The following is a 26,061-nucleotide window of genomic DNA, read 5'->3' on the forward strand; positions in this document are numbered from 1 at the left end:
GATCCGGGCCGTCCGCACGTAACGTCGAGGCATGACGCATATCGACGCGGGCGCCGGACTGGACCCCGTGCACCCGGTCGCGCCGCCCGGCACCCGCTCGGCGGGACTGACCCGCGCACAGGTCGCGGAGCGGGTGGCACGCGGTCAGGTCAACGACGTACCGGTGCGCAGCAGCCGCTCCCTCTCCGAGATCGTGCGGGCGAACGTGTTCACCCGGTTCAACGCGATCATCGGCGTGCTGTGGATCGTCACGCTGTTCGTCGCGCCCATCCAGGACAGCCTGTTCGGCTTCGTGATCCTCGCCAACACCGGCATCGGCATCGTGCAGGAGTGGCGGGCGAAGAAGACGCTGGACTCGCTCGCGGTGATCGGGGAGGCCCGGCCGACCGTGCGCCGGGACGGCAGATCCGTCGAGGTGCCGACCAACGCGATCGTGCTGGACGACCTGGTGGAGATCGGACCCGGCGACAAGATCGTGGTCGACGGGGTGTGCGCCGAGGCCGACGGTCTGGAGATCGACGAGTCGCTGCTCACCGGCGAGGCGGACCCGGTCCTCAAGCACACCGGTGACCGGTTGCTCTCCGGCAGCTTCGTGGTCGCGGGCGGCGGCGCCTTCACCGCGACCAAGGTCGGCCGCGAGGCGTACGCGGCACAGCTCGCGGAGGAGGCGTCCCGGTTCACCCTGGTCCACTCCGAGCTGCGCACCGGCATCTCCACGATCCTCAAGTACGTGACGTGGATGATGATCCCGGCCGCGCTCGGCCTGATCGTCACCCAGCTGGTGGTGAAGAGCAACGACTTCAAGGGCTCCATCGCGCGCACCATCGGCGGGATCATCCCGATGGTCCCGGAGGGGCTGGTGCTGCTCACCTCGGTGGCCTTCGCCATCGGTGTGATCCGGCTCGGCCGCAAGCAGTGCCTGGTGCAGGAGCTGCCCGCGATCGAGGGGCTGGCCCGGGTGGACACGGTGTGCCTGGACAAGACCGGCACGCTCACCGAGGGCGGGATGGACGTGTCCGCGCTCCGGATGCTGGACGGCGCCGACGAGGAGCACGCGCGCAAGGTGCTCGGCGCCCTCGGGGAGTCCGACCCGCACCCCAACGCCTCCCTCCAGGCGATCATCGACGCCTATCCGGACAGCGAGGAGTGGCGGTGCGTGGAGTCGCTGCCCTTCTCCTCGGCGCGCAAGTACAGCGGGGCCGCGTTCAGCGAGGGCGACGGCCAGGTGAGCACCTGGCTGCTGGGCGCCCCGGACGTGCTGCTCGGCGCGGACGACCCGGCGCTGGCGGAGACCTCACGGCTGAACGAGCAGGGGCTGCGGGTGCTGCTCCTCGCCCGCGCCGCCCAGGGGCTGGACGCGCCCGAGCCCGCCGAGGGCGCACATCCCGTCGCCCTGGTGGTGCTGGAGCAGCGGCTGCGCCCGGACGCGGCCGACACCCTGCGCTACTTCGCCGACCAGCACGTCCACACCAAGATCATTTCCGGGGACAACGCGGTGTCGGTGGGCGCGGTCGCGCACAAGCTGGGGCTGAAGGGCGCGGCGGTGGACGCGCGGAAGCTGCCCGCCGAGCTGCCGGAGATGGCCCAGGCGATGGACCGGGCGACGGTGTTCGGGCGGGTCACCCCGCGCCAGAAGCGGGAGATGGTCGGCGCGCTCCAGTCGGAGGGGCACACGGTCGCGATGACCGGCGACGGGGTGAACGACGTGCTGGCGCTCAAGGACGCCGACATCGGTGTCTCGATGGGCTCCGGCTCGGAGGCGACGCGGGCGGTGGCGCAGATCGTGCTGCTGAACAACAGCTTCGCGACGCTGCCCTCGGTGGTCGCGGAGGGCCGCCGGGTGATCGGCAACATCACCCGGGTGGCGACGCTGTTCCTGGTCAAGACCGTGTACTCGGTGCTGCTCGCGCTGCTGGTGGTGTGCTGGCAGGTGGAGTACCCGTTCCTGCCCCGGCATCTGACCCTGCTGTCCACGCTCACCATCGGCATCCCGGCCTTCTTCCTGGCCCTCGCGCCGAACACGGAGCGGGCGCGACCGCACTTCGTGCGCCGGGTGATGCGGTACTCGATACCGGGCGGCCTGGTGGCGGGGCTCGCGACGTTCGCGACGTATCTGCTCGCCCGGCACCATTACACGGGCGCGGGGGCGCTGTCGGCCGAGACCAGTGCGGCGACGCTGACCCTGTTCCTGATCTCCATGTGGGTGCTCGCCATCATCGCGCGGCCCTACACGTGGTGGCGGGTCGCGCTGGTGGCGGCGATGGGGGTCGCGTTCCTGTTCGTGCTGATCGTGCCCTGGCTGCAGGACTTCTTCGCGCTGCGGCTGGTGGGGAACACGATGCCGTGGGCCGCGGTGGGGATCGCGGCGGTGGCGGCGGCCGTCCTCGAACTCATGTGGAGATGGGTCGACCGCCGCTTCCCCGCCTAGGCGGGGCCGTGCTCACCTACGGGGCTTACCGCACGTCCACGTAGTCGCCGGTCGCGCTGACCGAGGGGGTGGTGGAGGTACCGGCGAAGCTGTAGCGCCAGTAGCCGTCGCTCGCGGCGGTGACGGTGGTCTTCAGGTTGCCCTTGGAGTCCGAGGTCACCGTCTTGACGGTGGTGTAGCTGGTCGCGCCCTTCTTCTTGAACTGAAGCTGGACGGACTGGCCGGTGTAGCCGTGGTACTTGTGGTCCTCCCAGTTGGCGCGGGTCAGGGCGCCGGTGACCGTGAGGGTCTTGCCCTTCTTGACCGGCTCCGGGGAGGCGTTGACGGTGAGCTTGGAGTAGCGCAGCAGGCTGGTGGTGGCCAGGCCCGCCTTCTCGTTGAAGCCGACCTTGCTCCAGTCGGGCTTGTCCGGGTTCTGGCCGTTGAAGGCGGTGGCCTCGGCGGCCACGGACCACTTGCCCGCGTCGGCGTTCAGCAGACCGCCGTCCTTGGGGTACACGTCGACGGTGCCGGTGCAGGTCGCGGTGCCCGCGGTGGTGACCGCGCAGGTGGCCGGGTCGTCGCCCTCGACGGTGGCGGACGGGTCGTCCAGGGAGCCGCGGTAGAGATAGGCGTCGGTGTAGAAGTCGGACGCCTTGATGTCGACGCCCGAGCCGTACGTGAGGGTGTACGTGTAGGTCGTGCTGACCTCGTTCGTCGTCCCGGCCTTCATCGACGAGGCGATCTTCAGGTTCGAGAAGCCGACGTTGAGGGTGTACGGCATGGGGTCCGCGTGCGCGGCGGGCGCGACGAAGGCGGACAGCGCCAGGGCGCCGGTGACGGCGGCCACAGAGGCACGAATGCGCATGTGTGTTCCCTAGGAGGGAGAAGAGTTCGGTGAGTCGGTCGACTCGGGTGATCAGATCCATGACACCCGCGCCGAGTTGTACGCCGAGCGCCCTCAAGGACCCGATTTTGCCGACGTATTGCCAGGTCAGCCCGCAGGTCAAGAGACCTTGATCCCCAGGTCAAGCCCCACCCGCGGACCAGCTCCGCGAAGGTGGGCAGCGGGGCTGCGGGCATGCCTCCGGCCCCGGAGGCTGGGTGCCTTCGGGGCCGGGGGGAACTGCTTTGCGGTGGTGCTTACTTCACGTCGACGAAGTCGGACGTCGAGGCGATCGCCGGGGTGGTGGAGGTGCCGGCGAAGTTGTAGCGGAAGTAGCCGTCGGCGGAGGCCTTGACCGTGGTCTTCAGGTTGCCCTTGGAGTCCGAGGTGACGGTCTTCAGCGTGGTGTAGCCGGCGGCGCCCTTCTTCTTGTACTGCAGCTGCACCGACTGCTTGGTGTAGCCGTGGTACTTGTTGTCCTCCCAGTTGGCGCGGGTCAGGGCGCCGGTGACCGTGAGAGTCTTGCCCTTCTTGACCGGCTCCGGGGAGGCGTTGGTGGTCAGGCGGGAGTTGCGCAGGACCGAGATCTTGCCGAGGCCGCCCTTGTCCGCCATGGCGACATCGCCGTTCTCCGGGTCGCTCTCGTCGATGTTGAGGGCGAGCGCGGCACCCTTCCAGCTACCGGCGTCGGAGTTGAACAGCTCGCCGTCACCGGGGTAGAGGTCGATCTTGCCCGTGCAGGTGGCGGTCGTGTCCGTGACCGCCTTGCAGGTGGCGGGCAGGTCGCCGAAGGCCCAGTTGTCCGGCTCGTCGAAGGAGCCCTTGTAGATGTACGGGCCGGTGGCGAAGGCGTCGGACTTGATGTCCACGTCCGCGCCGTGGGTCAGCGTGTACGTGGCGGTGACGGCGACGTGGTTGGTGGTGCCCACCTTGACCGACGAAGCGATCTTGAAGTTGGAGAAGGACGCGTCCAGCGGGACGATGTCGCCGTCGCCCGGCGCGGCCTTGACACCCCGCTTGCCCGCGTCGTTGTGGGCGGCCTGGAGGAGCTTGACGACCTCGGCACGGTACCCGGAGTCGTTGCCGACGGCGTGCGCGGCCGTGCCGGCGAAGGCAGAGAGGGCCACGGCGCCGGTGACGGCGGCCACGGTGGCGCGAATGCGCATGTGCGTTCCCCTGCGTAATGGGGCTCCAGGACGCGCTGGCATCCCGGAGCCCGGAGATCTGGGGAGCCTGTTGGCTCACCCGATCAGACATACGCCTGAGGCGAATGGTTGTACGGATGTTGAGGATTCTGCAGTGAATCGGTGAAGATCCAGTTCCGCTTCAGTCGAACCAGCGGTCCCGCGCCAGCTCCTCCGTCCGCGACGGGTCCTCGAGGAGCGCCGCCACCTCGAACCGCCGCGGCCACTGGCCCGCCGCCCACGCGAGCCCCGCCGCGACGCCCTCCAGGGTCGCCGCGTGCAGCACGCCGTCGTCGGTGAGCCGCCAGTCGATCTCCACGCCGTCCACGACGAGTTCGTCGTGCTCGACGTACCGCGCCGGGGTGCGCGCCCCGAGCAGCACCCGCACCGCGTCCGGCACGTCGTGCTCGGCGCCCTCGGAGTCCACCGCGCCCGTGACGGACTCGCTCAGCCGCCGCACCTGGAACAGCTCGGCCAGCTCCGCCGCGCGCGCGGGGCGTACCGGCAGCAGCGGCACACCGGAGGTGAAGGGCAGCAGGTCGGGCGAGTCGACGACCACCGCGTCCCGCGCGTCCACGACGGTCACGCGGCCGTCGGTCACCGCGCGCACCTCGTCCGGCAGCGTCACCTGCTCCGGGTCGAGATCGGCCAACGCGCTGTAGAGACCGTGCAGTTGGGACGGGCTGACCGGGCGGTCGGGATCGGCCAGGCGGTCGAGGAGTTCGGCCGCGCCACCGGGCTCGTCCAGGAGGGCAGCCACCGAGGTGCGGACGCCGAGGGCGCGCAGCACCTGCTCGTCCTCGAAGCCGGTGGCGTCCGCCTCGTCGTACAGCCCGCGCAGCAGCGGGTCGCCGCCCGCCGCGAGCAGTCCGGCCGGGCGGCGGCCGTCGAGCACCGGGTGCCCGCGCAACCACCAGGCGGTGTACGGCCGTACGACCTCGTGCGTGCCGTCGGGCAGCAGGACGCGCACCGGCTGGGTGAGGGCGTCGCGCAGCGGCGGCTGGGCGAGCAGGGCCAGGGCCTCGGGCCAGTGGTCGTCGTCCACGAGGTCCAGGTCGCGTACGGCGACGAGTTCGGTGGCGACGGGCGGCACGGGGCTGTCCGGGAAGCGGTCGAGAATGTCCTCGCACCACACGTCCACCGCGTCGAGCAGTCCGGCGTCGTCGGGCTCGGCGAAGTCGCCCTCGCGGGGCTCCAGTTCGTCCGGGTCGAGAACGACGTCGGTGGCGCGGACGAGGGCGAAGTCCGCCAGCACCCCACAGGCCGTCAACGGCTGCTGGCCCCATCGCTCGGCCAAGTCGGCGTCCACGGCGGCCAGTTCTCCCTCGCGGATGACGCGGGCGAACGGGCTGCCGGGCAGGACGAGTTCACCGGCCGGGGCGAGTTCGCCGTCCTCGTCGGGCAGGGCGAGCGCGCCGAGCCAGGGCTCGTCGCCGGGCTCCAGGCCCGCGTCGCGCACCAACGCCAGGACGGTGTCGGCCAGTTCCTCCGCGTCGGGCACGTCCTCCTCCCACAGCGCCCCGCCGTCGTCGTCCAGCGAGGCGGCCACGGCGGCCCGTACCTGCGGGGTGGTGAGCACCGCGCGCGGGGTCGCGGGCAGCGCGCCCAGCTTCTCCAGGAGCGGGTGCGCGGCGTCCGCGTGGGCGACCTTGAGGCCGAGACGGCCGAGCACGTCGGGGTCGACGGCGGCGGTGTCCGGGGTGGGCAGCAGCACCTGGCGGGGGCCGATGGTGGTCCGCCCCGTCCCGGCGAGCGGCACGGGCAGCCCGGAGAGCCGGTCGGGGTCGATCCCGGCGAGGCTGTCGTAGAGCCGCCACCACCACTCGGGGTCCTTCTCCAGACCGGCGAGCCGGTCGACGGCGTCGGCGAGCGGCAGCCGGGCGACGCCGAGCGCGCGCAGTTCGGGGCGGCGCTCAAGTCCCGCGGGGAGCAGGGTGGGCAGCACCTCGGCGAGGACCCGTACGGTCTCGGCGCCCGCGCCCTCCACGATCTCGGCGTCCCTCGGGCGCAGCGCCTCGGGCAGGTCGTCGTCCTCGCCCGGCGCGAGGGCCGGGGGCAGGAACGCGGTGCGCGGCAGCCGGTCGAGCACGGCCTGCCGCAGCGCGCCGTCCAGTTCGCCCTTGCCGAGCGGGCCGGGTACGAGGTCGATAGCGCTCTCGGTCACCGGGCGCCAGGCGGCGAGGAGTTCGGCGTAGGTGTCGGCGGCGCGCTGGACCAGGAAGTCGGTGAGCGGGCCGGGGGCGGCGTGCCGTCGGGTGGTGTCCAGCGGGAACGACGCGATGAGCAGGGCGGGGATGCCGAGGGGTTCGTCGCTGGGGGTGGGGGCGTGCAGGACGGGGCTGGTGCGGGGGCGGAACGGGCGGCCTTCGGCGTCCTCGGGCACGGCCCAGGTCACCGACCAGTGCGGGCGCAGGCGTTCCTCGACGGGGCGGTCCGCGAGCAGGTCCGCGGTGAGGGGGCCGTGCGCGGTGGCGGTGCGCCAGCGGGTGCGGCCCTCGCGGGAGTCCTCCACGAGGGTGACGGGGCCGTCGGTGGTCCGGCGCAGGGTGCGGGGCGTCTCCCCCTCGATCTCGACCACGACCTCCGCCAGGCCCGGCAGAGCCAGTAGCAGGGCGTCGTCCACGGCGTCGAGCAGCCGCTCGGCGAGCCCGGCGGCGGCCGGGTCGCGCAGCGGGAGGATCACGGCGGTGTCGTACGGGTCGGGGGCGGTGCCCTCGGCGGCGAACGGCAGGCGCAGCAGGGGTACGTGGCCGTCGCGGCGGCGCACCTCGTCGCCGAGCCCTGGGCTGTGCCGGGCGGTCTGGTCGGCCAGCTCGCGGGCCTCGGCCAGCGACCAGCGGACGCCGCCGTGGCGTCCGACGATCGCGGGCTCGTCGGTGACGGCCAGGACGGCGGAGAAGCCGACGCCGTAGCGGCCGACCGTGCCGGCGGTCCCGTGCTCGTCGTCCCGGTCGCGCTTCGCGGAGGCGCGCAGGGTGGACAGGGACTCGACGCCGACCGCGTCGAGGGGGGCGCCGGTGTTGGCGGCGATCAGCACGTTGTCCCGGAGGGTGAGGCGGAGGCGGCCGGGGACGTGGGCGCGGGCGGCGGCGTCGGCGGCGTTCTGGGCCAGCTCGACCACGAGGCGGTCCCGGTAGCCGCCGAGGGCGAGGTCCTCCTCGGCGTTGGCGTCCTCGCGGAACCGGGCGGGACTGGCGGCCCAGGCGTCGAGGACACCGCGGCGGAGCCGGGCGGTACCGAAGGGGTCGGCGCCCTCGGCCGCCGGCCGCACGTACTTGCTCACGATCACACTCTCCTCATCGGCGTGAGGTCGAAGGTACAGCGAGGGCGGGGGTGGGCCGGTCGCGGCGTACGCGGGGGTGCGTCCGCGGGTGGGGGCGAGGTACGGGCCGGTGGGGTGGCCCCGACAGTCCGGACACCGCCGGACAGCGCCCGGACAGTCACCGTACGTATCGACAGCGTGGCTGTTCCCCGTCGGCGGGCGGGGCCACGCTGGGCGGCGTGATCGACGAAAACATGCCGTACATCCCGCATTTCCGCGTGACCTTGTCCGCCACGCCCCGTGGGGCGCGACTCGCGCGGCTGCTGGCCACCGAGCAACTGCGCGCCTGGGGGCTGCCGCCGGACAACGGCCCGCTCGTCGTCGCCGAACTCGCCAAGAACGCCGCGACCCACGGCCGTGCGCCCGACCGCTACTTCCAGCTCACCATGCTCGTCATCGGTGAAAACCTCCGCATCGAACTGACCGACACCCGCACCGACTCCCAGCCGCGCCTCGGCGAGGGCTACGGCCTCCAGCTGGTCGACGCCCTCGCCGCCCGCTGGGGTACGACGGACTCCTTCTCCCCCTGCAAGACAGTCTGGACGGAACTCACCCTCACGACCCCACCGAACATCACCCGAGGCCGCCGCCTCCGGATCATCGGCCCACTGGACTTCCTACGCTGACCGACAGGGGTGCCGGTTTCCCCGCGGAGACGGGCGCCATGGCGTGCCGAGCCCGCGCGCCGCTGCGCGGCCAAGGCGAATATGGCGGGCCCGCGCGCCACTGCGCGGCCAAGGCGGATGCGGCTGGCCCACGCGCCACTGCGCGGCCAGGGCGGATGCGGCGGGCCCGCGCGCTTGTGCTGCCACGGCCTCAGAAGCGGGGCCTCAGACGGGCGCCACCGTGTGTCCGGCACGGCAGCTCCGCCGAGCCCGGCAGCCCTGGCCCGCCCGGGACGCAACCGCCCCGATCAAGCCCGGGCGGCACCGCCGTGACCTGCCGAGCCGGACGACCGACCTACCCGAACCCGAACCACCTCAACCCCTCCGAGCCGAGCCGACATCGTCCCCGCACCCGGAAACGCCGTACCCACCGAGCCCGAACCCCCATAGCCACCCCGAGCCGGACCGCCGCGCTCCGCCGGGCCCAGACAGCCAAACCGCCAAGCCACCCCCAGCCGCCCTACCGCACGCCAGGCCCGAGCCACCAAACCGCGGAGCCACCCTGAGCCGGGCCGCCACGCTCCGCCGGACCCAAGCAGCCGAACCGCCCCGAGCCGCCGTAGCCGCCCCGAGCCGAGCCGCCGCGCTCCGCCCGGCCCAGACAGCCAAACCGCCAAGCCCCCCAGCCGCCCTACCGCACCAGGCCCGGGACCAAAACCGCCGTAGCCGCCCCCAGCCGTCGTAGCCGCCCCGAGCCGGGCCGCCACGCTCCGCCGGACCCAGGCAGCCGAGCCGCCAGTCACCCCCAGCCGCCCTACCGCACCAGACCCGAGCCACCCCGAACCGCCGTAACCGCCCCAAGTCGAGCCACCGCGCTCCGCCAGGCCCAAGCAGCCGAGCCGCCAAGTCACCCCGAGCCGCCCTACAGGCCCGGGCCACCAAGCCGCCAAGTCACCCCGAGTCGAGCCCCCGTACTCCACCGCCCCCGGGCCACCGACGTACCCGGCGAACCCCCGGAGGGACTACGCGTGGCCCAGTTCCGCCGTTTCCTCGTCGCTCGTTTCCGGGACGGAGCCCGTGGGGCGGAGGGGGAAGGGGTCGAGGCGGGTTTCGTCGACGACCGGTTCGGCGGGGCGGGGCGGGGTGGGCATGACGGCGGCCTCGGAGTGGGCGCCGCAGCCGTAGGCGAGGGAGACGACACGGCCGTCGGCCGGGGAGAACTCGTTGGCGCAGACACCGAAGGCCTGGCCGAGGGAGCCGCCGATGGGGTTGAGGAAACCGCAGGTGGCGCAGGTGGCGGGGGCCGCCTGGGCCATCGCGGACTTGGGGCCGAACGCCTCTTCCCAGCGGTCGGCGGCGACATGCAGCCCGTAGCGGGAGAGCACGCGGGCGCGGCGCATCCCGATCTCCTCGGCGACCGCCGCGATGGAGCCGCGCGCGGGCACCGTCGGCTGTTCGGCGGGGCTGCCGGGGGTGACGTCGGCGTCCTCCTCCTCGGCGAGTTCCGCGATGCCCTTGGCGACCACGGAGTTCGGCGGGGGCTCCTCCTCGCCGCTGAAGCCGGGCTCCAGGCGGAGGTCGCCCTCCTCGGTGGGGAGCAGGTCGCCGGGGCCGAGGTCGCCGGGGCGCAGCCGCTCGCTCCACGGCACCCATTCGGGCGCGAGGATGGCGTCCGGGCCGGGCAGCAGCACGACCTCGTCGAGGGTGACGAGCTTGGCACGGGAGGCGCGGGCGACGGTGGCGGCCCAGCGCCAGCCCCGGTAGCCCGGTTCCTTGCACTCGAAGAAGTGGGTGACCACCCGGTCACCCTCCGCCGTCATCCCGATGTGCTCGCCGACCACGCCGGGTGCGGCCGCCTCCTCCGCTGCGGCGCGTGCGAGGTCGATCGCCTCGGCGCACAGGCGGTCGGGGGTGCGGCTTCGCGTGGTCGCTGCGCTCACAGGTATCGCTTCTCTCCTACGCCGTCTACGAGTGCGGATGCCCTCCGGCGGTGAAGCGGACGGAGCGGACCTGTGGGCCGCATCGACGTCCGCGTCCGATCACGCGCGGGCGCACCTCTGCCATCCATTCTGCGTTATGGCTGAGATACGCACGCTACCCCGTCGCCCGTGGTGGGGGACAGTCCGCTGCGGTTCGGCGGGTTCCGCGCTCACCGGCGAAGACGTCTCGAACAGGCCGCGCGGCACCCTCGTACCGCTTCCGCGGCGGGTCCGCCACCCGGGAACGCCGATCAACTCGCTCGGCCGCAAAACGCACATGTCCCGTCTCCTCGGGGCAGTATGAAGCTCGTGGCAGCCACGGACAGGGGGAGCGGTGGCAGCGGTTCGGGCCGCGTCGGCGGTGTCGTCCGCTCGGTCGGGCGTGCCCTGCATCTGCCGGTGACCGGGACGGCGCGCGGCATCCGGCGGGCGACGCACGCGCACGGCGCGGGCGAGTCGGGGCTCGGCAAGCTGATCGAGCTGCACGCGGTGAACGGCGCCGGAGACGTGATGATCACCGTCGCGCTCGCCTCGACCGTGTTCTTCTCGGTGCCGACCGACGAGGCCCGCGGGCGCGTCGCGCTCTATCTCGCCATCACCATGGCGCCCTTCACCGTCCTCGCCCCCGTCATCGGCCCCCTCCTGGACCGCCTCCCGCACGGCCGCCGCGCCGCGATGGCCGCGTCGATGCTGGCCCGCGCGCTGCTCGCGCTGGTCATCTCGGGGGCGGTCGCGACCGGCGCCCTGGAGCTGTACCCGGCGGCGCTCGGCGTCCTGGTGGCCTCCAAGGCGTACGGCGTGGTGCGCAGCGCGGTCGTGCCCCGGCTGCTGCCGCCCGCCTTCTCGCTGGTGAAGGCCAACTCCCGGGTCACCCTGGCCGGACTGCTCGCCACCGGTGTGGCCGCACCCATCGGAGCGGGCCTGCAAATGGTGGGCGACCCCTGGCCGCTGTACGGCGCCTTCGTGATCTTCGTGGCGGGTACGGTCCTGTCGTTCACGCTGCCGCACAAGGTGGACTCGGCCAAGGGCGAGGGCGTGGCGCTGCTCTCGGCCGACGCCTCGGGCCTGCCGGGGTCGCGCGGCAAGCAGCGCGCCCGGCGCCCGGGACTGCGCTCGGTCGGTACGGCCGTCACGCACGCGCTCGGCGCCAACGCCGCCCTGCGCTGTCTGTCCGGATTCCTGATCTTCTTCCTCGCCTTCCTGCTGCGCGAACACCCGCTGACCGGCGAGAGCGCGGCCCTCTCGCTCGGCATCGCGGGCGTGGCGGCGGGCGCGGGCAACGCGCTGGGCACGGCCGTGGGCGCGTGGCTCAAGTCCCGCGCGCCGGAGGTCATCATCGTGACCGTGGTGGCCGTGGCGCTCGGTACGGCGATCCTGGCCGCCGCGTTCTTCGGCGCCCTGCTGGTCGCCTGTCTGTCCGCCGTCGCCGGGTTCGCGCAGGCCCTGGCCAAGCTGTCCCTGGACGCCCTGATCCAGCGGGACGTGCCGGAGGCGGTGCGCACCTCGGCCTTCGCCCGCTCCGAGACGCTGCTCCAGATGGCCTGGGTGCTCGGCGGCGCCATCGGCATCGTGCTGCCCCTGAACGGCACCCTCGGCCTCTCGATCGCCGCCCTGATCGTGGCCACCGGATGGGTGACGACGCTGCGCGGGCTGCTGGCGTCGGCGCGGCACGGGGGGCGGGCGCGGGCGCGGGTGGTGTGAGGGCGTGTCGCGGGGCGGCGGGCCTTACCGGGTGCGCTGCGGGCCGTACCGGGTGCGCTGGGCCGTCCCGGTCGGCGGCCTGTCGTCGTAACGAACCGGGCACGCCGTACCCCACTTGGGGGTCGCCGCCGGGGTGCCCGATAGCCTTCGGCCATGACCTCGCTGCAATCCCGCTCGCGACGCCGCCGCGCCGTCGCCGTCGCCGGTGCCGTTTCCGCCGGACTGCTCGTCCTGTCGGCCTGTGACAAGCCGACGCCCGTCGCGACGGTGACCGTCGGCGACAGCTCGGTCAACTCCGAGGCCGTCTGCTGGAACGACGGCAAGGCGCTCGACGCGCAGTCCCTGGCGAAGTGCGCCAAGAAAGCCGACGACATCAAGTCGATCGACGTGGACCAGGACAGCACGGTCCGCATCGGCGTCGACCCGAAGATCGCGGACGAGGGCTGGACCCTGCTGGTGAACGGCCGCCAGTTCACCGACGCCAGCAAGAAGACGTACCGCACGATCCCGAGCAGCGCCTTCTTCAACGCGCAGTACGGCACCCAGGGCAACACGAACACCGTGTCCGTCCAGATGGGTGAGAAGGCCGCCAAGGGCCTGTGGAGCTTCAAGGTCAAGAAGTCCGACTCCTGATCCCGGCTCCCGCCATGAACGCCCGCGTGCTCGTCGCCACCGCCGTCCCCGCCGAACGGGACGCGGTGGCACGGGCGTTTCCGGGCACCGCCGGGGAACTGCGCCTGCCGGGCGTCTCCGTGGTCCGTACGGCCGCCGGGTGCGATCTGCTGGCCGCCGGGGTGGGCCCCGCGCTCGCCGCCGCCTCCACCGCGACCGCGCTGACGGCAGCGGCCCTGGCGGGCACCCCGTACCGGCTGGTCGTCTCGGCCGGGATCGGCGGCGGCTTCCTGCCCGAGGCCCCCGTGGGCTCGCTGGTCGTCGCGGACGCGATCACCGTCGCCGACCTGGGCGCCGAGACCGCCGACGGCTTCCTGCCGGTCACCGAACTCGGCTTCGGCACCGTCAATCACGTGCCGCCGGAATCAGCCGTACGAGCGATCACCGAGGCCACCGGTGCCCGCGCCGGGACCGTCCTGACCGTCTCCACGGTCACCGGCACCGCCGCGCGCGCCGCCGAGCTGCGGGCCCGTCATCCGCGCGCCCTGGCCGAGGGCATGGAAGGCTTCGGGGTGGCCGAGGCCGCCGCCGCGCACGGGGTGCCCGTGCTGGAGATCCGCGCGGTGTCCAACCCGGTCGGCCCGCGCGACCGCGCCGCCTGGCGCATCGGCGACGCGCTCGCCGCCCTCACCGAGGGCTTCGGGAAGATCGCGCCCGTCCTGGAGAGTTGGAACCCGCATGACCAGTGAATCCCCGGCGGCCGGTGCGCCGCTGCAGATCGCGTACTCGCCCTGCCCCAACGACACCTTCGTCTTCGACGCCCTCGCCCATGGCCGCGTCCCCGGCGCCCCCGCGCTGGACGTGACCTTCGCGGACATCGACATCACCAACGGCATGGCCGAGCGCGGCGAGTTCGACGTGCTGAAGGTGTCGTACGCCGTCCTGCCGTACGTCCTCGACGAGTACGCCCTGCTGCCCTGCGGCGGCGCGCTCGGCCGGGGCTGCGGGCCGCTGGTGCTGACGCGGGAGGCGGGAGCCGACTTGACGGGCCGTACGGTCGCGGTGCCGAGCGAGCGCTCGACCGCGTACATGCTCTTCCGGCTGTGGGCGGCGGACACCCTGCCCGGTGGGGTCGGGGAGATCGTGGTGATGCCGTTCCACGAGATCATGCCCGCCGTGCGGGACGGCAAGGTGGACGCCGGGCTCGTCATCCACGAGGCGCGGTTCACCTACCAGGAGTACGGGCTGCACAAGCTCGCCGACATGGGCGAGCACTGGGAGCGGACGACCGGGCTGCCGATCCCGCTCGGCGCGATCATCGCCAAGCGGTCGCTGGGCGCGGAGACCCTGACCGGGCTCGCGGACGCCATCCGCGGCTCCGTCCGGGCCGCCTGGGACGACCCGGAGGTCTCCCGGCCGTACGTCATGGCGCACGCCCAGGAGATGGACCCGGCGGTGGCGGACCAGCACATCGGGCTGTACGTCAACGAGTTCACCGCCGACCTCGGTGAGGACGGGTACGCAGCGATCCGCGGCCTGCTGACCCGGGCGGCGGCCGAAGGGCTCGTACCGCCGCTCGGGCCGGGGGCGCTGGCGTTTCCGTAGGGGGTGGGTCGCTTCGCTGGAGGGGCGGTTGCGGGTGGACGTCCCGGGGGGCGGGTGTCGTGGGGGCGTCCGCTGGTCAGGGACGTCTGCCGTCGTGGAGGTCGGACCTCGCGGAGATCAGGCCGGACATCACTGAGGTCAGGTCAGACGTCGAGCTGGTCGGCGACCGCGCGCAGGAGGCCGGCGATACGCTTGCCCGCGGTGCGCTCCGGGTAACGGCCGCCCTCCAGCTGCGGGGTGATCTTCTCCAGGAGGGTCGTCAGGTCCTGCACGATCGAGGCCAGCTCGTCCGGCTTCTTGCGCTGGGCGGCGGCGACGGACGGGGTGGGCTCCAGAACGGTCACGGAAAGCGCCTGGTCGCCGCGCTGACCGGCGACGACTCCGAACTCCACGCGCTGTCCCGGCTTGAGTGAATCGACTCCGGCGGGGAGAACCGAGGAATGCACGAAGACGTCACCGCCGTCGTCGCGGGAGAGAAAGCCGAAGCCCTTCTCGCTGTTGAACCACTTGACCTTGCCGGTAGGCACGTCTGTCCTCGTCCTCGTACTCGTCGGGAAAACTGCTCGGAAACTGCTCTGGATAGCACTAGAGCGGGTCGTCCCTGACCCGCCGACACCAAGGCTAATGGTCTGTGAGCGGCTGACAAGACGTCGCCCGGTTGTTCCCTTGCGCTGGGAACTACCCTGGTCCGGTGCGTGACAAAACCCAAACGAATTCCGCCGGGCCCGGTGACGGACTGATCCGCGCCGGAGTCATCGTGTTCTTCCTCGGCGCCCTGGCCACGCTGGTCACGGTGACCCCCCTCTTTCTCGGCGCCAAACCCTTTCCGACCTACATGTTCGGCCTCAGCATGCTCATGGCCGTCGGCTTTCTGCTGGCGGGCGCGGGGGTACTGCGGTCGGCGTCGGCGGGCCGCAGACAGGCGAGGACGCTGCGCTAGGCCTTGGCCGGGGGGCTCCGGGTCGGGGTGGGGTTCGGCGCGGGGTTTGAGCTGGGTCGGGGCGTGGTTCGGCGCGGAGTTTGCGTTGGACCGGAGTGGGTTCAGCTCGGAGTTTGGGCTGGGCCGGGGCGTGGGGCGGCACGGAGTTTGAGTTGGACCGGAGTGGGGGTCGGCTCGGAGTTTGGGCTGGGCCGGGGTGGGAGTCGGCGCGGGGTTTGAGCTGGGCCAGAGTGGGGGTCGGCTCGGAGTTTGGGCTGGGCCGGGGTGGAAGTCGGCTTGAGGTTTGGGCTGGGCCAGAGTGGAGGTCGGCTCGAGGTTTGAGCTGGGCCGGAGTAGGGGGGCGGCGCGGGGTTTTGAGCTGGGCTCGGGCGGGGGATTTGGCCGGGGATCGCTCAGCCCGCGCCGGAGATCCGCGCCGGGTCGCTCAGACCGGGGAGGCCGGGGAGCAATTCCGAGGTGCGGAACTCAGCCGCGCCGCGTCCCCACGTGGGACTCCAGCCACGCCGGGAACGCGTGGAGGTCGGGGAGGACCACATCCGCGCCCGCCGCGGTGAGTTCGGCGTGGTCGCAGGGGCCGGTGGTCAGGGCGACGGAGAAGGCGTCGGCGGCGTGGGCACCGCGGACGTCGCCCACGTGGTCACCGACGTACACCTGCGCGCCGTACTCGCGGAGCGCTTCCGCCTTCTGCTCGGCCCAGAGGTCACCGACCACCACGTCCGGCTGGATGCCGAGGTGGGCGAGGTGGAGCTTGGCGTTCGGCTCGTACTTCGCGGTCACGACCATCGTCCGGCCCCCGGCCGCCCGCACCGCCTCGATCGCCTCCCGCGCCCCGGCCATGGCGGGCGTCGCGGTGACGGCATGCTCCGGGTACATCTCCCGGTACAGCTCCGCCACCCCCGGCACCTGCTCCGCCGGGAACCAGTTCCCCAACTCCTCCACCAGCGGCGGCCCCAGCCGCGTCACCGCGAGATCCGCGTCCACGTACACCCCCGTCCGCTCGGACAGCGCGACGTAACACGCCCGAATCCCCGGCCGCGAGTCGATGAGCGTCATGTCGAGATCAAACCCGACAGTGAGAACGGGGACAGGGCGCGCAGTCATCGGCCCATTGTGCCGCCTGCCCTCCGGGCACCCACCACCTGGCCATCGGCCGAGCCGCGGACCCGCCCGGACGGATCGATGCGGGGCCCACCGGCCCGAGCGGGGCTGGTCAGCGCCAAGCGGCTCCAGCCAGACAAGACAGGCCCGACCGAGCGTGCCCGAGCCGGCCCCGGCGAGGTCAGGTAGGCCCGAGCCACGCAGGACAAGTCCGAGCGGGCCGGGCCAGGCGGGGCCGAGCGGGCAGGGCAAGTCCGAGCTGGGCGGGCCGAGCCGGGCAGGTCCAAGCCAGGCCAAGTCGAGCCCGAGCCGAGCAGATCCGGGCAGGCAAGGCAGGCCGAGCTGAGCGGGCCCAGGCGGAGCGGGTCCGAGCCGGACCGGGCGGGGTCAGGCGGGTCCGAGCCACGCAGGGGAAATCCGAGCAGGGCGCGCCGGGCGGAGCAGAGCAGGGCAGGTCCCAGCCGGGCCGAGTCGAGCCGTTCCGAGGAGCCGCGCGGGCCCAAGCCGAGGCTCCGAGGGTTCGGGCGGAATGGGCCGGGCCGAGCGCAGCCAAGCTAGGCAAGGCAGGTCCGGCCCAGGCTGGACACCGGCCAAGCGGGTCCGGGCCGAGCCGAGCGGGGTCCAGGCAACGCCGGGCGGGTTCGGCCGGGCCGGGGTCAGGGAGGGGCAAGCGTCCGGGTAGGACATAGCCAGGCAGGGCAAGGTCCAGGCGAGGCTTGGCGAGGCGGAGCGGTTCCAGGCCGGGCCGGACCGAGCGGGACCGGGCGGAGTCCGAGCCGGTCCGGGCAGGTCCGGGCGGTCAGGGCCCGGCAGGGCAAGCCCGAGCGGGTCCGAGGAGCCGGGCAGAGCGAAGCCGCGCCGCGCCGGGTCGCGCGGATCCAGGCAGGCAAGGCAGGGCCGAGCTGAGCGGGCCGAGGCGGAGTGGGTCCGAGCCGGACCGGGCGGCCGGTGCTGATCCGGGCGGAGTCAGATGGATCCGAGCCACGCAGGGCAGGCCGAGCAGGCCGAGCAGGCCGAGCAGGCCGAGCAGGCCGAGCAGGCCGAGCAGGTCCGAGCAGGTCCGAGCAGGCCGAGCAGGTCCGAGCAGGCCGAGCAGGTCCGAGCAGGCCGAGCAGGTCCGAGCCAGGCCGAGCAGGTCCGAGCCAGGCCGAGCAGGTCCGGGCCGAGCCGAGCGGGCCCAGGCCGAGCGCACCCGGGGCCGGGCCGAGTGGGGTCCGGGCGCAGCCAAGCAGGGCAACGGAGGTCCGGCCCCGACTGGACAGCGGCCAAGGGGGTCCGGGCCGGGCAGGGCGGGCCCAGCCATGGCCAGGCATGGCCGGGTCAGTTCGGGCCGGGGCCGGGGCCGGGAGGAGTCAAGCATCTGGGCAGGACATGGCCCGGCAGGGCAGGTCCAGGTGAGGCCGGGCCGAGCAAGACCGGCAGAGCTGGCTGGGGCGGGTCGGTCCGGGGCCGGTCAGGTCCCAGCTTCTTGGCGTGGGGCGGGCCCCGGGGTGTGCGGCGGGGGAGTTGGTCTCAGTTACGGCCGCGCCTTGTCCCGGTTCCGGCCGCGCCGTATCCCCGCGAACCGCCGGACGGCTCACCGTTGGCGTTGGGATCGCCATACCAGGAACGCCGCCGATGCCAGTGCCGCTCCGCGGACCACCCACGGCCAGGTGGCTGTGATGGCTGCGGACAGGTGGGCGGAGGGGAGGGGGGTGCCCCAGTGGTTGGTGTGGCGGCCCCAGAGCCAGAGGGTGCCGGTGGCGATCGAGAGGGCCGGGATGATGATCACGGCCCATTTGGTCTCGGCCGGGGTGAGGCGGCGGGAGCCGTAGGCGATGAGCCAGCCGAGGATCAGGACGAACCAGTTGCCCAGGACCGCGCCCGCCACCAGGGCGAGTGCCGCCAGCAGGAGGAGGGGGTTGGTCCAGCCGGTGGCGGGGCCACGGGGGAGGAGGCGGAGGAAGCGGGCGCGGGGGGCGGGCTCCGGGTCCGGGGCGGGTTCCTCCTCGGTCGGCTCGGGCTTGGCCTCCGGCTCCGCCGGGGGGCGCCTCAGCAGCTCGGGGATCTCCACGCCGCCGACGAACCCGGGGACGGAGTCGGCCGCCGCCGCGCCGAAGGGGCTGTTGTCGACACGCCACCAGTCCGGGCGGGTGACGGAGTCCCCGAGTTCGTCGGCCGAGGCGAGATGGGGCGGGGAGGGAACCTGCGGCCGGGGCGCCGGTGCCTCGGGGGCGGACGGCCGCTGGCCGGGGAACGTACCGCGCAGGGACTTCAGCCCCTTGGGCCGTTTCGACGGCTCCGGGTCCGGGTCGCGCTGGAGCGGGACCGCCGTGGCCGGGCCGCGCGGGACACTCCCGGCGCCGCCCGCCGACGCCACCACCTCGTCCGGGCTGCCGAGCCGGTCCAGGATGCGCCGGACGGCGGCGGGCGAGTCCACCGTCGTCTTCGCCCGGTGCCGGTCGATCTCGTTGCGCAGCTCGGACACCAGCCGCATCCGCGTCGCGGACGGCAACTGCCGCTGCTGCGCGACGTCTCCGACACGGCTCAGATACTCGTAGACGACCTGGTCGCTCTCGATCCCCAACGGAACCCCTCCGGGGCAACGGCGATGAAACCCCGTGAGGAAGGTAGCGCAGCGGGCGGTCACCGGGACGTACCGGCTCGGGCACGGTGTCGGGGGGCCGGGGCCAGGCCGGGGCCGCAGCCGCTACCGTGGGTCAGATGAGCCCCGAGGCCCCCTCAACCCCCCGGTCCCTCGCGGAGGCGCTCCGCGCGCGGGACGACGCCTCGCTGGCCGCGCTGCTGCGTGGCCGACCCGACCTCATCACCCCCGTGCCCAGCGACCTCACCCAGCTGGCCACCCGCGCCGGTACCCGCGCCTCGGTGCTGCGCGCCCTGGAACGGCTGGACCGGTTCGCCCTCCAGACCGCCCAGGCCCTGGCCGTCGCCCCGGACCCGGCGCCGTACGACACCCTGCTCGGGCTGCTGGCCGGGGACGCCGGGGACGAAGCCGTCGCCGCCGCGCTGCCCCGTACCGTCGCCTCCCTGCGCGAGCAGGCGCTGGTCTGGGGCGACGACGACCGGCTGCGCCTGGTGCGCACCGCCCGCGAACTGCTCGCCCCCTCCCCCCAGCACCCCTCCCCCACCGGGCTCGGCCCGACCGTACGGGAGGCCACCTCGGGCATGTCGCCGGGGCGGATGCAGGAGATCGTCGCCACCGCCGGGCTCCGCTCCACGCATGACTCGGTGTCCGCCGTCACCGCGCTGACCGCGCTGTTCACCGAGCGCGACAAGATGGCCAAGCTGCTCGACGGGGCCCCGGAGGCCGCCCGCGAGGTGCTGTCCCGGCTGGTGTGGGGGCCGCCGTACGGCCAGGTCACCGCCGATCCGGCCGCCCATCTGCGCTGGCTGCTCGACCGGGGGCTGCTGCTGCCGACCGCGCCCGGCACCGTCGTCCTGCCCCGCGAGGTCGCCCTGCATCTGCGCGGGGGCCGCGCGCACCGGGCGCCCGAGCCGCTGCCGCCCGCCGTCGAACCGGCCGCGACCCACAGCCCGGCGGTCGTCGACGCCACCGCCGCAGGACAGGCCTTCACCGCCCTCTCCACCGTCGAGGAACTGCTGAAGTCCTGGGACCAGGGCGGCCCCGCCGTCCTGCGCGCGGGCGGTCTGAGCCAGCGCGACCTCAAGCGCACCGCCGTCGCCCTCGATCTGTCCGAGCCCGTGGCCGCCTTCTGGATCGAACTGGCGTATGCCGCCGGTCTCCTCGCCTCCGACGGCGAGGCCGACGAGCGCTACGCCCCCACCCCCGCCTACGACACCTGGCGGGAGCTGCCCCCCGCCGAGCGCTGGGCCCACCTCGCCGGGACCTGGCTGACGGCCACCCGCACGGCGGGGCTGATCGGCGGCCGGGACGCCAAGGACCGCATGCTCTCCGCGCTCGGCCCGGGCCTGGACCGCTCGGCCGCGCCCGAGGTACGGCACCGGGTGCTGACCCTGCTCGCCGGGCTCCCGGAGGGCGGCGCTCCGTCCGCCGAGGCGGTGCTCGCCCGGCTGAGCTGGGAACGGCCCCTGCGCGGACCCCAGCGCGCCAGCACCGAGGACCTGCGCACCCGGCTCGCCCGCTGGACCCTCACGGAGTCCGAAGCCCTCGGCGTCACGGGCCGGGGCGCCCTCTCCGGCCAGGGCCGCGCCCTGCTGGGACAGGTGGGCAACGCGGAGGGCACCAGGTCGGACGCCCTCGGCTCGGCGGACGCCCCCGGCCCCGGGAGCGATCCCCTCTCCCCCACCGAACAGGCCGCCGCCACCTCCGCCGCCGCCCGCCTGCTCGCCCCGCTCCTGCCCGAACCCCTCGACCACGTGCTGCTCCAGGCCGACCTGACGGCGGTGGCGCCCGGCCCGCTGCGGCGGCCCCTCGCGGACGTGCTCGGGGTGCTCGCGGACGTGGAGTCCAAGGGCGGCGCGACCGTGTACCGCTTCACCCCCGGGTCGGTGCGCCGCGCCCTGGACGCCGGGCAGACCGCCGCCGACCTGCACGTCTTCCTCGCCGAACACTCCCGCACCCCCGTTCCGCAACCGCTCGCGTATCTGATCGACGACGTGGCCCGCCGCCACGGCCACCTCCGGGTCGGCGCCGCCTCGTCCTACGTCCGCTGCGACGACGACGCCGTGCTGAACGAGATCCTGGCCGACAAGCGCGCCGCCGCCCTGCGCCTGCGCCGACTGGCCCCGACCGTGCTGGCCGCCCCGTGCGACCCGGCCACCCTGCTGGAGGGGCTGCGCGGGATGGGGTACGCCCCCGCCGCCGAGTCCGCCGAGGGCGATGTGCTGATCGCCCGCGCCGACGCCCACCGCACCCCGCCGCGCACCGCGCCCGACCCGGTGCCGGACGGTCCGCCGCCGCCCGACGCCACGCTGCTGACGGCGGCGATCCGCGCGATCCGCGCGGGCGACCTGGCCGCCACCGCCCCGCGCAAGAGCACCGGCACCGAACTCGCGGGCGGCGAACTGCCCCGCACCGGCCCCGCCGACACCCTGGCCACTCTCCAGGCCGCCGTCCTGACCGGCGACGCCGTCTGGATCGGCTACGTCAACGCCGAGGGCGCCGCCAGCCAGCGCGTCGTCGCCCCGATCCGCGTCGAGGGCGGCTTCGTGACCGCGTACGACCACACGGCCGACGAGGTCCGCACCTACCCCCTGCACCGGATCACCGGAGTGGCCGAGCTGGCGGAGGACTGACCCGCTTCCTTCACACATCGGGCACACTGGAGGTTTGGCCGTGCGGAAGGAAGTCATCAGGTGAACGGTCCGCTGATCGTCCAGTCCGACAAAACTCTGCTCCTGGAAGTCGACCACGAGCGGGCCGACGACTGCCGTCGCTCCATCGCGCCCTTCGCCGAGCTGGAGCGGGCGCCGGAGCACATCCACACCTATCGGGTGACGCCGCTCGGGTTGTGGAACGCGCGGGCCGCCGGGCACGACGCCGAACAGGTCGTGGACGCGCTGGTGCAGTTCAGCCGGTATCCGGTGCCGCACGCGCTGCTGGTGGACATCGCCGAGACGATGGACCGGTACGGCAGGCTCACGCTCACCAAGCACCCCGCGCACGGGCTCGTGCTCTCCACCACGGACCGGCCGGTGCTGGAGGAGGTGCTGAAGTCCAAGCGGATCGCCCCGCTGGTCGGCGCCCGTATCGACCCGGACACGGTCGCCGTGCACCCCTCCGAGCGCGGTCAGATCAAGCAGACCCTGCTCAAGCTGGGCTGGCCGGCCGAGGACCTCGCCGGGTACGTGGACGGCGAGGCGCACCCCATCGACCTGGACGAGGACGGCTGGGCGCTGCGGCCGTACCAGAAGCAGGCCGTGGAGAACTTCTGGCACGGCGGCAGCGGTGTCGTCGTGCTGCCCTGCGGCGCCGGAAAGACGCTGGTCGGGGCCGGGGCCATGGCGCAGGCCAAGTCGACCACGCTGATCCTCGTCACCAACACCGTCTCCGCCCGGCAGTGGAAGCACGAGCTGGTGCGGCGGACCTCGCTCACCGAGGACGAGATCGGCGAGTACAGCGGGACGAAGAAGGAGATCCGGCCGGTCACCATCGCCACCTATCAGGTGCTGACGACCAAGCGGAAGGGCGTCTACCCCCACCTCGAACTCTTCGACTCCCGCGACTGGGGACTGATCCTCTACGACGAGGTGCATCTGCTTCCCGCTCCTGTCTTCAAGTTCACCGCCGACCTCCAGGCGCGCAGGCGGCTCGGGCTGACCGCGACGCTGGTCCGCGAGGACGGCCGCGAGTCGGACGTGTTCTCCCTGATCGGGCCCAAGCGGTTCGACGCGCCCTGGAAGGAGATCGAGGCGCAGGGCTACATCGCGCCCGCCGACTGCGTCGAGGTCCGCGTCAACCTCACGGACTCCGAGCGGCTGGCCTACGCGACCGCCGAGACCGAGGAGAAGTACCGCTTCTGTGCGACCACCGCCACCAAGCGGAAGGTCACCGAGGCGATCGTGCGCAAGTTCGCCGGGCAGCAGATCCTGGTCATCGGGCAGTACATCGACCAGCTGGACGAGCTGGGCGAGCATCTGAACGCGCCCGTGATCAAGGGCGAGACCTCGAACGCCCAGCGCGAGAAGCTGTTCGACGCCTTCCGCGAGGGCGAGATCAGCGTGCTCGTGGTCTCGAAGGTCGCCAACTTCTCCATCGACCTGCCCGAGGCCACCGTCGCCATCCAGGTGTCCGGCACCTTCGGCTCGCGCCAGGAGGAGGCCCAGCGGCTCGGCCGGGTGCTGCGGCCCAAGGCGGACGGGCACCGGGCGCACTTCTACTCGGTCGTCGCCCGCGACACCATCGACCAGGACTTCGCCGCCCACCGCCAGCGGTTCCTGGCCGAGCAGGGGTACGCCTACCGGATCGCGGACGCCGACGACATCCTCGCGGAGGTGACCGCGAAGAACCCTGCGGCGGACGCGCCGGAGACCTCTCCGGAGACCTCGGCGGAAGAGGCGGCCGAGGGGTAGGAGGGGCGAGGCGTCATCTGCGGCGGACGCCCGCCTCCTCGCCGTACTCCCCGAGTATCACCACGCCGAAGGCGGCCTGCGCGTAGACCTTGATCGCGCGCAGGGCGTCGCCGAGCGGGTGGCGGTGGGACGCTCCGGCGAGGGCCGTGGCGCCGTTCGGCGGCCGGGCCTGGAGCGAGTGGACGGGATGGATGGCTGCTGCGCTCATGTCTCCATGGTGAGACTTCCGCCATCGGAGTGGTATCGGCTCACGGGTGGGTCTTCAAGGGCCGTCCTCTGGACCCACAGGTGGAGATCCACCCCTCCACCCGGAGGGCTGCGCCCCCTAGGGGCCGCAGCATCACCACGCCTCCCCCGCAACCCAGCCGCCACCGCCCTCGGGCGCCCTCGGGCGCCGCCCCGGCCCCGCCCGGCACCCCCGACCAGCCGAATACCCATTGGCCCCCGCTCCTCCACCCCCTCTACAATCTCCGCTCTTGCCCGCCTCCACCTCGGAGTGCCGCCGTCCGGACGGCAACCGGACGGCACCGCCACAGCCACGCAGCAGGCCCATCCGGAGGCACACCCTTGTCCGCGACCGCCCACGACCCGCTGGCCGCCCACGACGTACCCGCCGCGCCCCACAGCCACGACACGCCCGACAACCCCCTGGCCCGCGAGCGCGCCCACCTCGCCTCGTCCCGCGCCGCCCTGCGCGCCATGCGCGAGGACGCCCAGTCGCTGAACATCGAGGACGTCACCGCGAACTGGGTCAACGCGGCGGTGCTCGCCCGCCAGATCGACGAACGGATCAAGGCGCTGGCCGACCTCAGCGACACCCCGCTGTTCTTCGGCAGGCTGGACTATCTGCACGCACCCGGTGTGGAGCAGGCCGAGGGCGCGGAGGGCGAGCTGTTCTACATCGGGCGGCGCCATGTGCACGACGCCGACGGCGACCCCATGGTCATCGACTGGCGCGCGCCGGTCTCGCAGCCGTTCTACCGCGCGTCCAAGAAGGACCCGATGGACATCGCGCTGCGCCGCCGCTTCGGCTACACCGGTGGTGAGCTGACCGCGTACGAGGACGAGCATCTGTCGGACCCGGCGGAGGCGGCGGCCACCAGCAAGCTGCTCCAGCAGGAGATCGAGCGACCGCGTGTCGGCCCCATGCGCGACATCGTCGCGACCATCCAGCCCGAGCAGGACGAGATCGTCCGCAGCGGGCTCGGCGGCACCGTCTGTGTGCAGGGCGGACCCGGCACCGGCAAGACCGCCGTCGGTCTGCACCGCGTCGCCTACTTGCTCTACGCCCACCGGGAACGCCTCGCCCGCACCGGCACGCTGGTGATCGGACCGAACCGGTCCTTCCTCCACTACATCGAGCAAGTCCTCCCAGCCCTTGGCGAGTTGACCGTGCAGCAGGCCACCGTGGACGACCTGGTCGCGCACGTGGAGGTGCGCGGCACGGACGACGCCCGCGCGGCCGTGATCAAGGGGGACGCCCGGCTGGCCGAGGTGCTGCGCCGGGCGCTGTACTCGCACGTGACGATGCCGACCGAGCAGGTGCTCGTCGTACGCGGCTCGCGGCGCTGGCGGGTCGCGGCGTACGAACTGGAGGAGATCGTCCGGGAGTTGCTGGCGCGAGATATCCGTTACGGCGCCGCGCGCGAGGCGCTGCCGCAGCGGATCGCGCACGCGGTCCTGGTCCAGATGGAGCGGGCCGGAGAGGCCCCGGACGACCGGGTGCAGAACGCGGTCGCGCGCAACAGCGCGGTCAAGGCGGCCGTCAAGTCGCTCTGGCCGCAGGTCGATCCGGCGAAGCTGGTGCTGCGGCTGCTGACCGACGAGGCGTTCCTCGCCGAGCACGCGGCGGGCCTCCTGGACGAGGACGAGCAGCGGGCGATCCTCTGGGCGAAGCCGGTGCGCAGTGTGAAGTCCGCCAAGTGGTCTGCCGCCGATGCCGTGTTGGTGGACGAGGCGGCCGACCTGATCCAGCGCACGTCCTCGCTCGGCCATGTCGTGGTGGACGAGGCGCAGGACCTGTCCCCCATGCAGTACCGGGCCGTGGGGCGCCGCTGCACCACCGGTTCCGCGACGGTTCTCGGCGACCTCGCGCAGGGCACCACGCCCTGGGCGACGCGGAGTTGGGAGGAGGCGCTGGGGCATCTCGGCAAGGCGGACGGCGTGATCGAGGAGCTGACGGCCGGTTTCCGTGTACCGACGGACGTGATCACGTACGCCTCCCGGCTGCTGCCGCACATCGCGCCCGGGCTCACACCGGTCGCCTCGGTGCGTGAGAACCCCGGTTTCTTCGAGGTGCGTCCGGCCGAGGGTACGGACGAAGTGGTCGCCGCCTGCGCGGAGTTGCTGCGCAACGAGGGCTCGACCGGTCTCATCGCGGCCGACGCCCGGATCCCCGCGCTCGCCCAGGCGCTGACGGCGGCCGGGATCGGCTTCCTCGCGCCGGGCGAGGAGACCACCCGCGAGACCCGGCTGACCCTCGTACCGGCCTCGCTGGCCAAGGGACTTGAGTACGACTACGTGGTGCTGGACGAGCCGCAGGCGGTGGTGGACGGCGAGCCGGACGAACGCACCGGGCTGCGGCGGCTGTACGTCGCCCTGACGCGTGCGGTGTCGGGCCTGATCGTGACGCACACGGCCGCGCTGCCCGCGCACCTGGCTGGATAGGGTTGCCGCGTCTGTCCGAACGTCATCTTCCCGCAGAAGGGCCTCCGTTGAGCGCGCCGCCG

General features: G+C 73.3%; 18 protein-coding genes. 10 read left to right on the forward strand and 8 right to left on the reverse strand.

The window, feature by feature from the left end:
* Positions 1 to 31: 31 nt before the first annotated feature.
* Entirely contained in the window at positions 32 to 2,428 is a 2,397-nt protein-coding gene (locus B079_RS0123625) for an HAD-IC family P-type ATPase (RefSeq protein WP_018548321.1), read from the forward strand.
* Between the two features lie 25 nt (positions 2,429 to 2,453).
* Here the strand turns inward: B079_RS0123625 and B079_RS0123630 are convergent, their stop codons facing one another.
* The 3 genes from B079_RS0123630 to B079_RS0123640 form a co-directional block, all read right to left on the reverse strand.
* Positions 2,454 to 3,275 carry a hypothetical protein gene (locus B079_RS0123630; RefSeq protein WP_026249009.1) on the reverse strand — a complete coding sequence of 274 codons (822 nt, stop codon included), beginning with the start codon at positions 3,273 to 3,275 and terminating at the stop codon, positions 2,454 to 2,456.
* A 275-nt stretch (positions 3,276 to 3,550) separates the two neighbouring features.
* Positions 3,551 to 4,459, reverse strand: a complete 909-nt coding sequence (locus B079_RS0123635) for a hypothetical protein (RefSeq protein WP_018548323.1) — start codon at positions 4,457 to 4,459, stop codon at positions 3,551 to 3,553.
* A 160-nt stretch (positions 4,460 to 4,619) separates the two neighbouring features.
* Positions 4,620 to 7,760: a sacsin N-terminal ATP-binding-like domain-containing protein gene (locus B079_RS0123640; protein ID WP_026249010.1), complete on the reverse strand. Its 3,141-nt coding sequence runs from the start codon at positions 7,758 to 7,760 to the stop codon at positions 4,620 to 4,622.
* A 233-nt stretch (positions 7,761 to 7,993) separates the two neighbouring features.
* Between B079_RS0123640 and B079_RS32630 the strand changes: the two genes are divergently transcribed.
* The gene (locus B079_RS32630) at positions 7,994 to 8,425 is read left to right on the forward strand and encodes an ATP-binding protein (RefSeq protein WP_018548325.1); all 432 of its coding nucleotides are present in this window, start codon (positions 7,994 to 7,996) and stop codon (positions 8,423 to 8,425) included.
* Between the two features lie 1,001 nt (positions 8,426 to 9,426).
* Here the strand turns inward: B079_RS32630 and B079_RS0123650 are convergent.
* Positions 9,427 to 10,344: a DUF3027 domain-containing protein gene (locus tag B079_RS0123650; protein WP_018548326.1), complete on the reverse strand. Its 918-nt coding sequence runs from the start codon at positions 10,342 to 10,344 to the stop codon at positions 9,427 to 9,429.
* 339 nt (positions 10,345 to 10,683) lie between these two features.
* Between B079_RS0123650 and B079_RS0123655 the strand changes: the two genes are divergently transcribed.
* The 4 genes from B079_RS0123655 (at position 10,684) to B079_RS0123670 (ending at position 14,301) form a co-directional block, all read left to right on the forward strand.
* On the forward strand, positions 10,684 to 12,084 hold the full coding sequence (locus B079_RS0123655; protein WP_018548327.1) for an MFS transporter: 1,401 nt from the start codon (positions 10,684 to 10,686) through the stop codon (positions 12,082 to 12,084).
* 153 nt (positions 12,085 to 12,237) lie between these two features.
* Positions 12,238 to 12,717 (forward strand): hypothetical protein, encoded by a 480-nt coding sequence (locus tag B079_RS0123660; RefSeq protein WP_018548328.1) that lies wholly within the window; start codon positions 12,238 to 12,240, stop codon positions 12,715 to 12,717.
* A gap of 14 nt (positions 12,718 to 12,731) precedes the next feature.
* On the forward strand, positions 12,732 to 13,445 hold the full coding sequence (locus B079_RS0123665) for a futalosine hydrolase (RefSeq protein WP_018548329.1): 714 nt from the start codon (positions 12,732 to 12,734) through the stop codon (positions 13,443 to 13,445).
* On the forward strand, positions 13,435 to 14,301 hold the full coding sequence (locus tag B079_RS0123670) for a 1,4-dihydroxy-6-naphthoate synthase (RefSeq protein WP_018548330.1): 867 nt from the start codon (positions 13,435 to 13,437) through the stop codon (positions 14,299 to 14,301). Before B079_RS0123665 ends, B079_RS0123670 begins: the two co-directional genes overlap by 11 nt.
* A 143-nt stretch (positions 14,302 to 14,444) precedes the next feature.
* Here the strand turns inward: B079_RS0123670 and B079_RS36470 are convergent, their stop codons facing one another.
* Positions 14,445 to 14,828 (reverse strand): cold-shock protein, encoded by a 384-nt coding sequence (locus B079_RS36470; protein WP_018548331.1) that lies wholly within the window; start codon positions 14,826 to 14,828, stop codon positions 14,445 to 14,447.
* A gap of 164 nt (positions 14,829 to 14,992) precedes the next feature.
* Between B079_RS36470 and B079_RS0123680 the strand changes: the two genes are divergently transcribed.
* Positions 14,993 to 15,241, forward strand: a complete 249-nt coding sequence (locus B079_RS0123680) for a hypothetical protein (protein WP_026249012.1) — start codon at positions 14,993 to 14,995, stop codon at positions 15,239 to 15,241.
* 465 nt (positions 15,242 to 15,706) lie between these two features.
* On the opposite strand, the gene B079_RS0123685 is transcribed toward B079_RS0123680, so the two are convergent.
* Together B079_RS0123685 and B079_RS0123690 are read right to left on the reverse strand one after the other, a co-directional pair.
* Positions 15,707 to 16,342, reverse strand: a complete 636-nt coding sequence (locus tag B079_RS0123685) for an HAD family hydrolase (RefSeq protein ID WP_026249013.1) — start codon at positions 16,340 to 16,342, stop codon at positions 15,707 to 15,709.
* Positions 16,343 to 17,915: 1,573 nt separating this feature from the next.
* Positions 17,916 to 18,905, reverse strand: a complete 990-nt coding sequence (locus B079_RS0123690; protein ID WP_018548334.1) for a hypothetical protein — start codon at positions 18,903 to 18,905, stop codon at positions 17,916 to 17,918.
* A 137-nt stretch (positions 18,906 to 19,042) separates the two neighbouring features.
* Here B079_RS0123690 and B079_RS0123695 point away from each other — a divergent pair, with 137 nt between their 5' ends.
* Together B079_RS0123695 and B079_RS32635 are read left to right on the forward strand one after the other, a co-directional pair.
* Positions 19,043 to 21,556 carry a helicase C-terminal domain-containing protein gene (locus tag B079_RS0123695; protein WP_018548335.1) on the forward strand — a complete coding sequence of 838 codons (2,514 nt, stop codon included), beginning with the start codon at positions 19,043 to 19,045 and terminating at the stop codon, positions 21,554 to 21,556.
* A 60-nt stretch (positions 21,557 to 21,616) separates the two neighbouring features.
* On the forward strand, positions 21,617 to 23,332 hold the full coding sequence (locus B079_RS32635; RefSeq protein WP_018548336.1) for a DNA repair helicase XPB: 1,716 nt from the start codon (positions 21,617 to 21,619) through the stop codon (positions 23,330 to 23,332).
* 13 nt (positions 23,333 to 23,345) lie between these two features.
* Here the strand turns inward: B079_RS32635 and B079_RS0123705 are convergent, their stop codons facing one another.
* Entirely contained in the window at positions 23,346 to 23,540 is a 195-nt protein-coding gene (locus tag B079_RS0123705; protein ID WP_018548337.1) for a hypothetical protein, read from the reverse strand.
* 359 nt (positions 23,541 to 23,899) lie between these two features.
* Here B079_RS0123705 and B079_RS0123710 point away from each other — a divergent pair, with 359 nt between their 5' ends.
* Positions 23,900 to 25,999: a UvrD-helicase domain-containing protein gene (locus B079_RS0123710; protein ID WP_018548338.1), complete on the forward strand. Its 2,100-nt coding sequence runs from the start codon at positions 23,900 to 23,902 to the stop codon at positions 25,997 to 25,999.
* Positions 26,000 to 26,061 lie beyond the last annotated feature (62 nt).

The organism is Streptomyces sp. LaPpAH-108 (assembly GCF_000373625.1).
GTDB lineage: Bacteria > Actinomycetota > Actinomycetes > Streptomycetales > Streptomycetaceae > Streptomyces.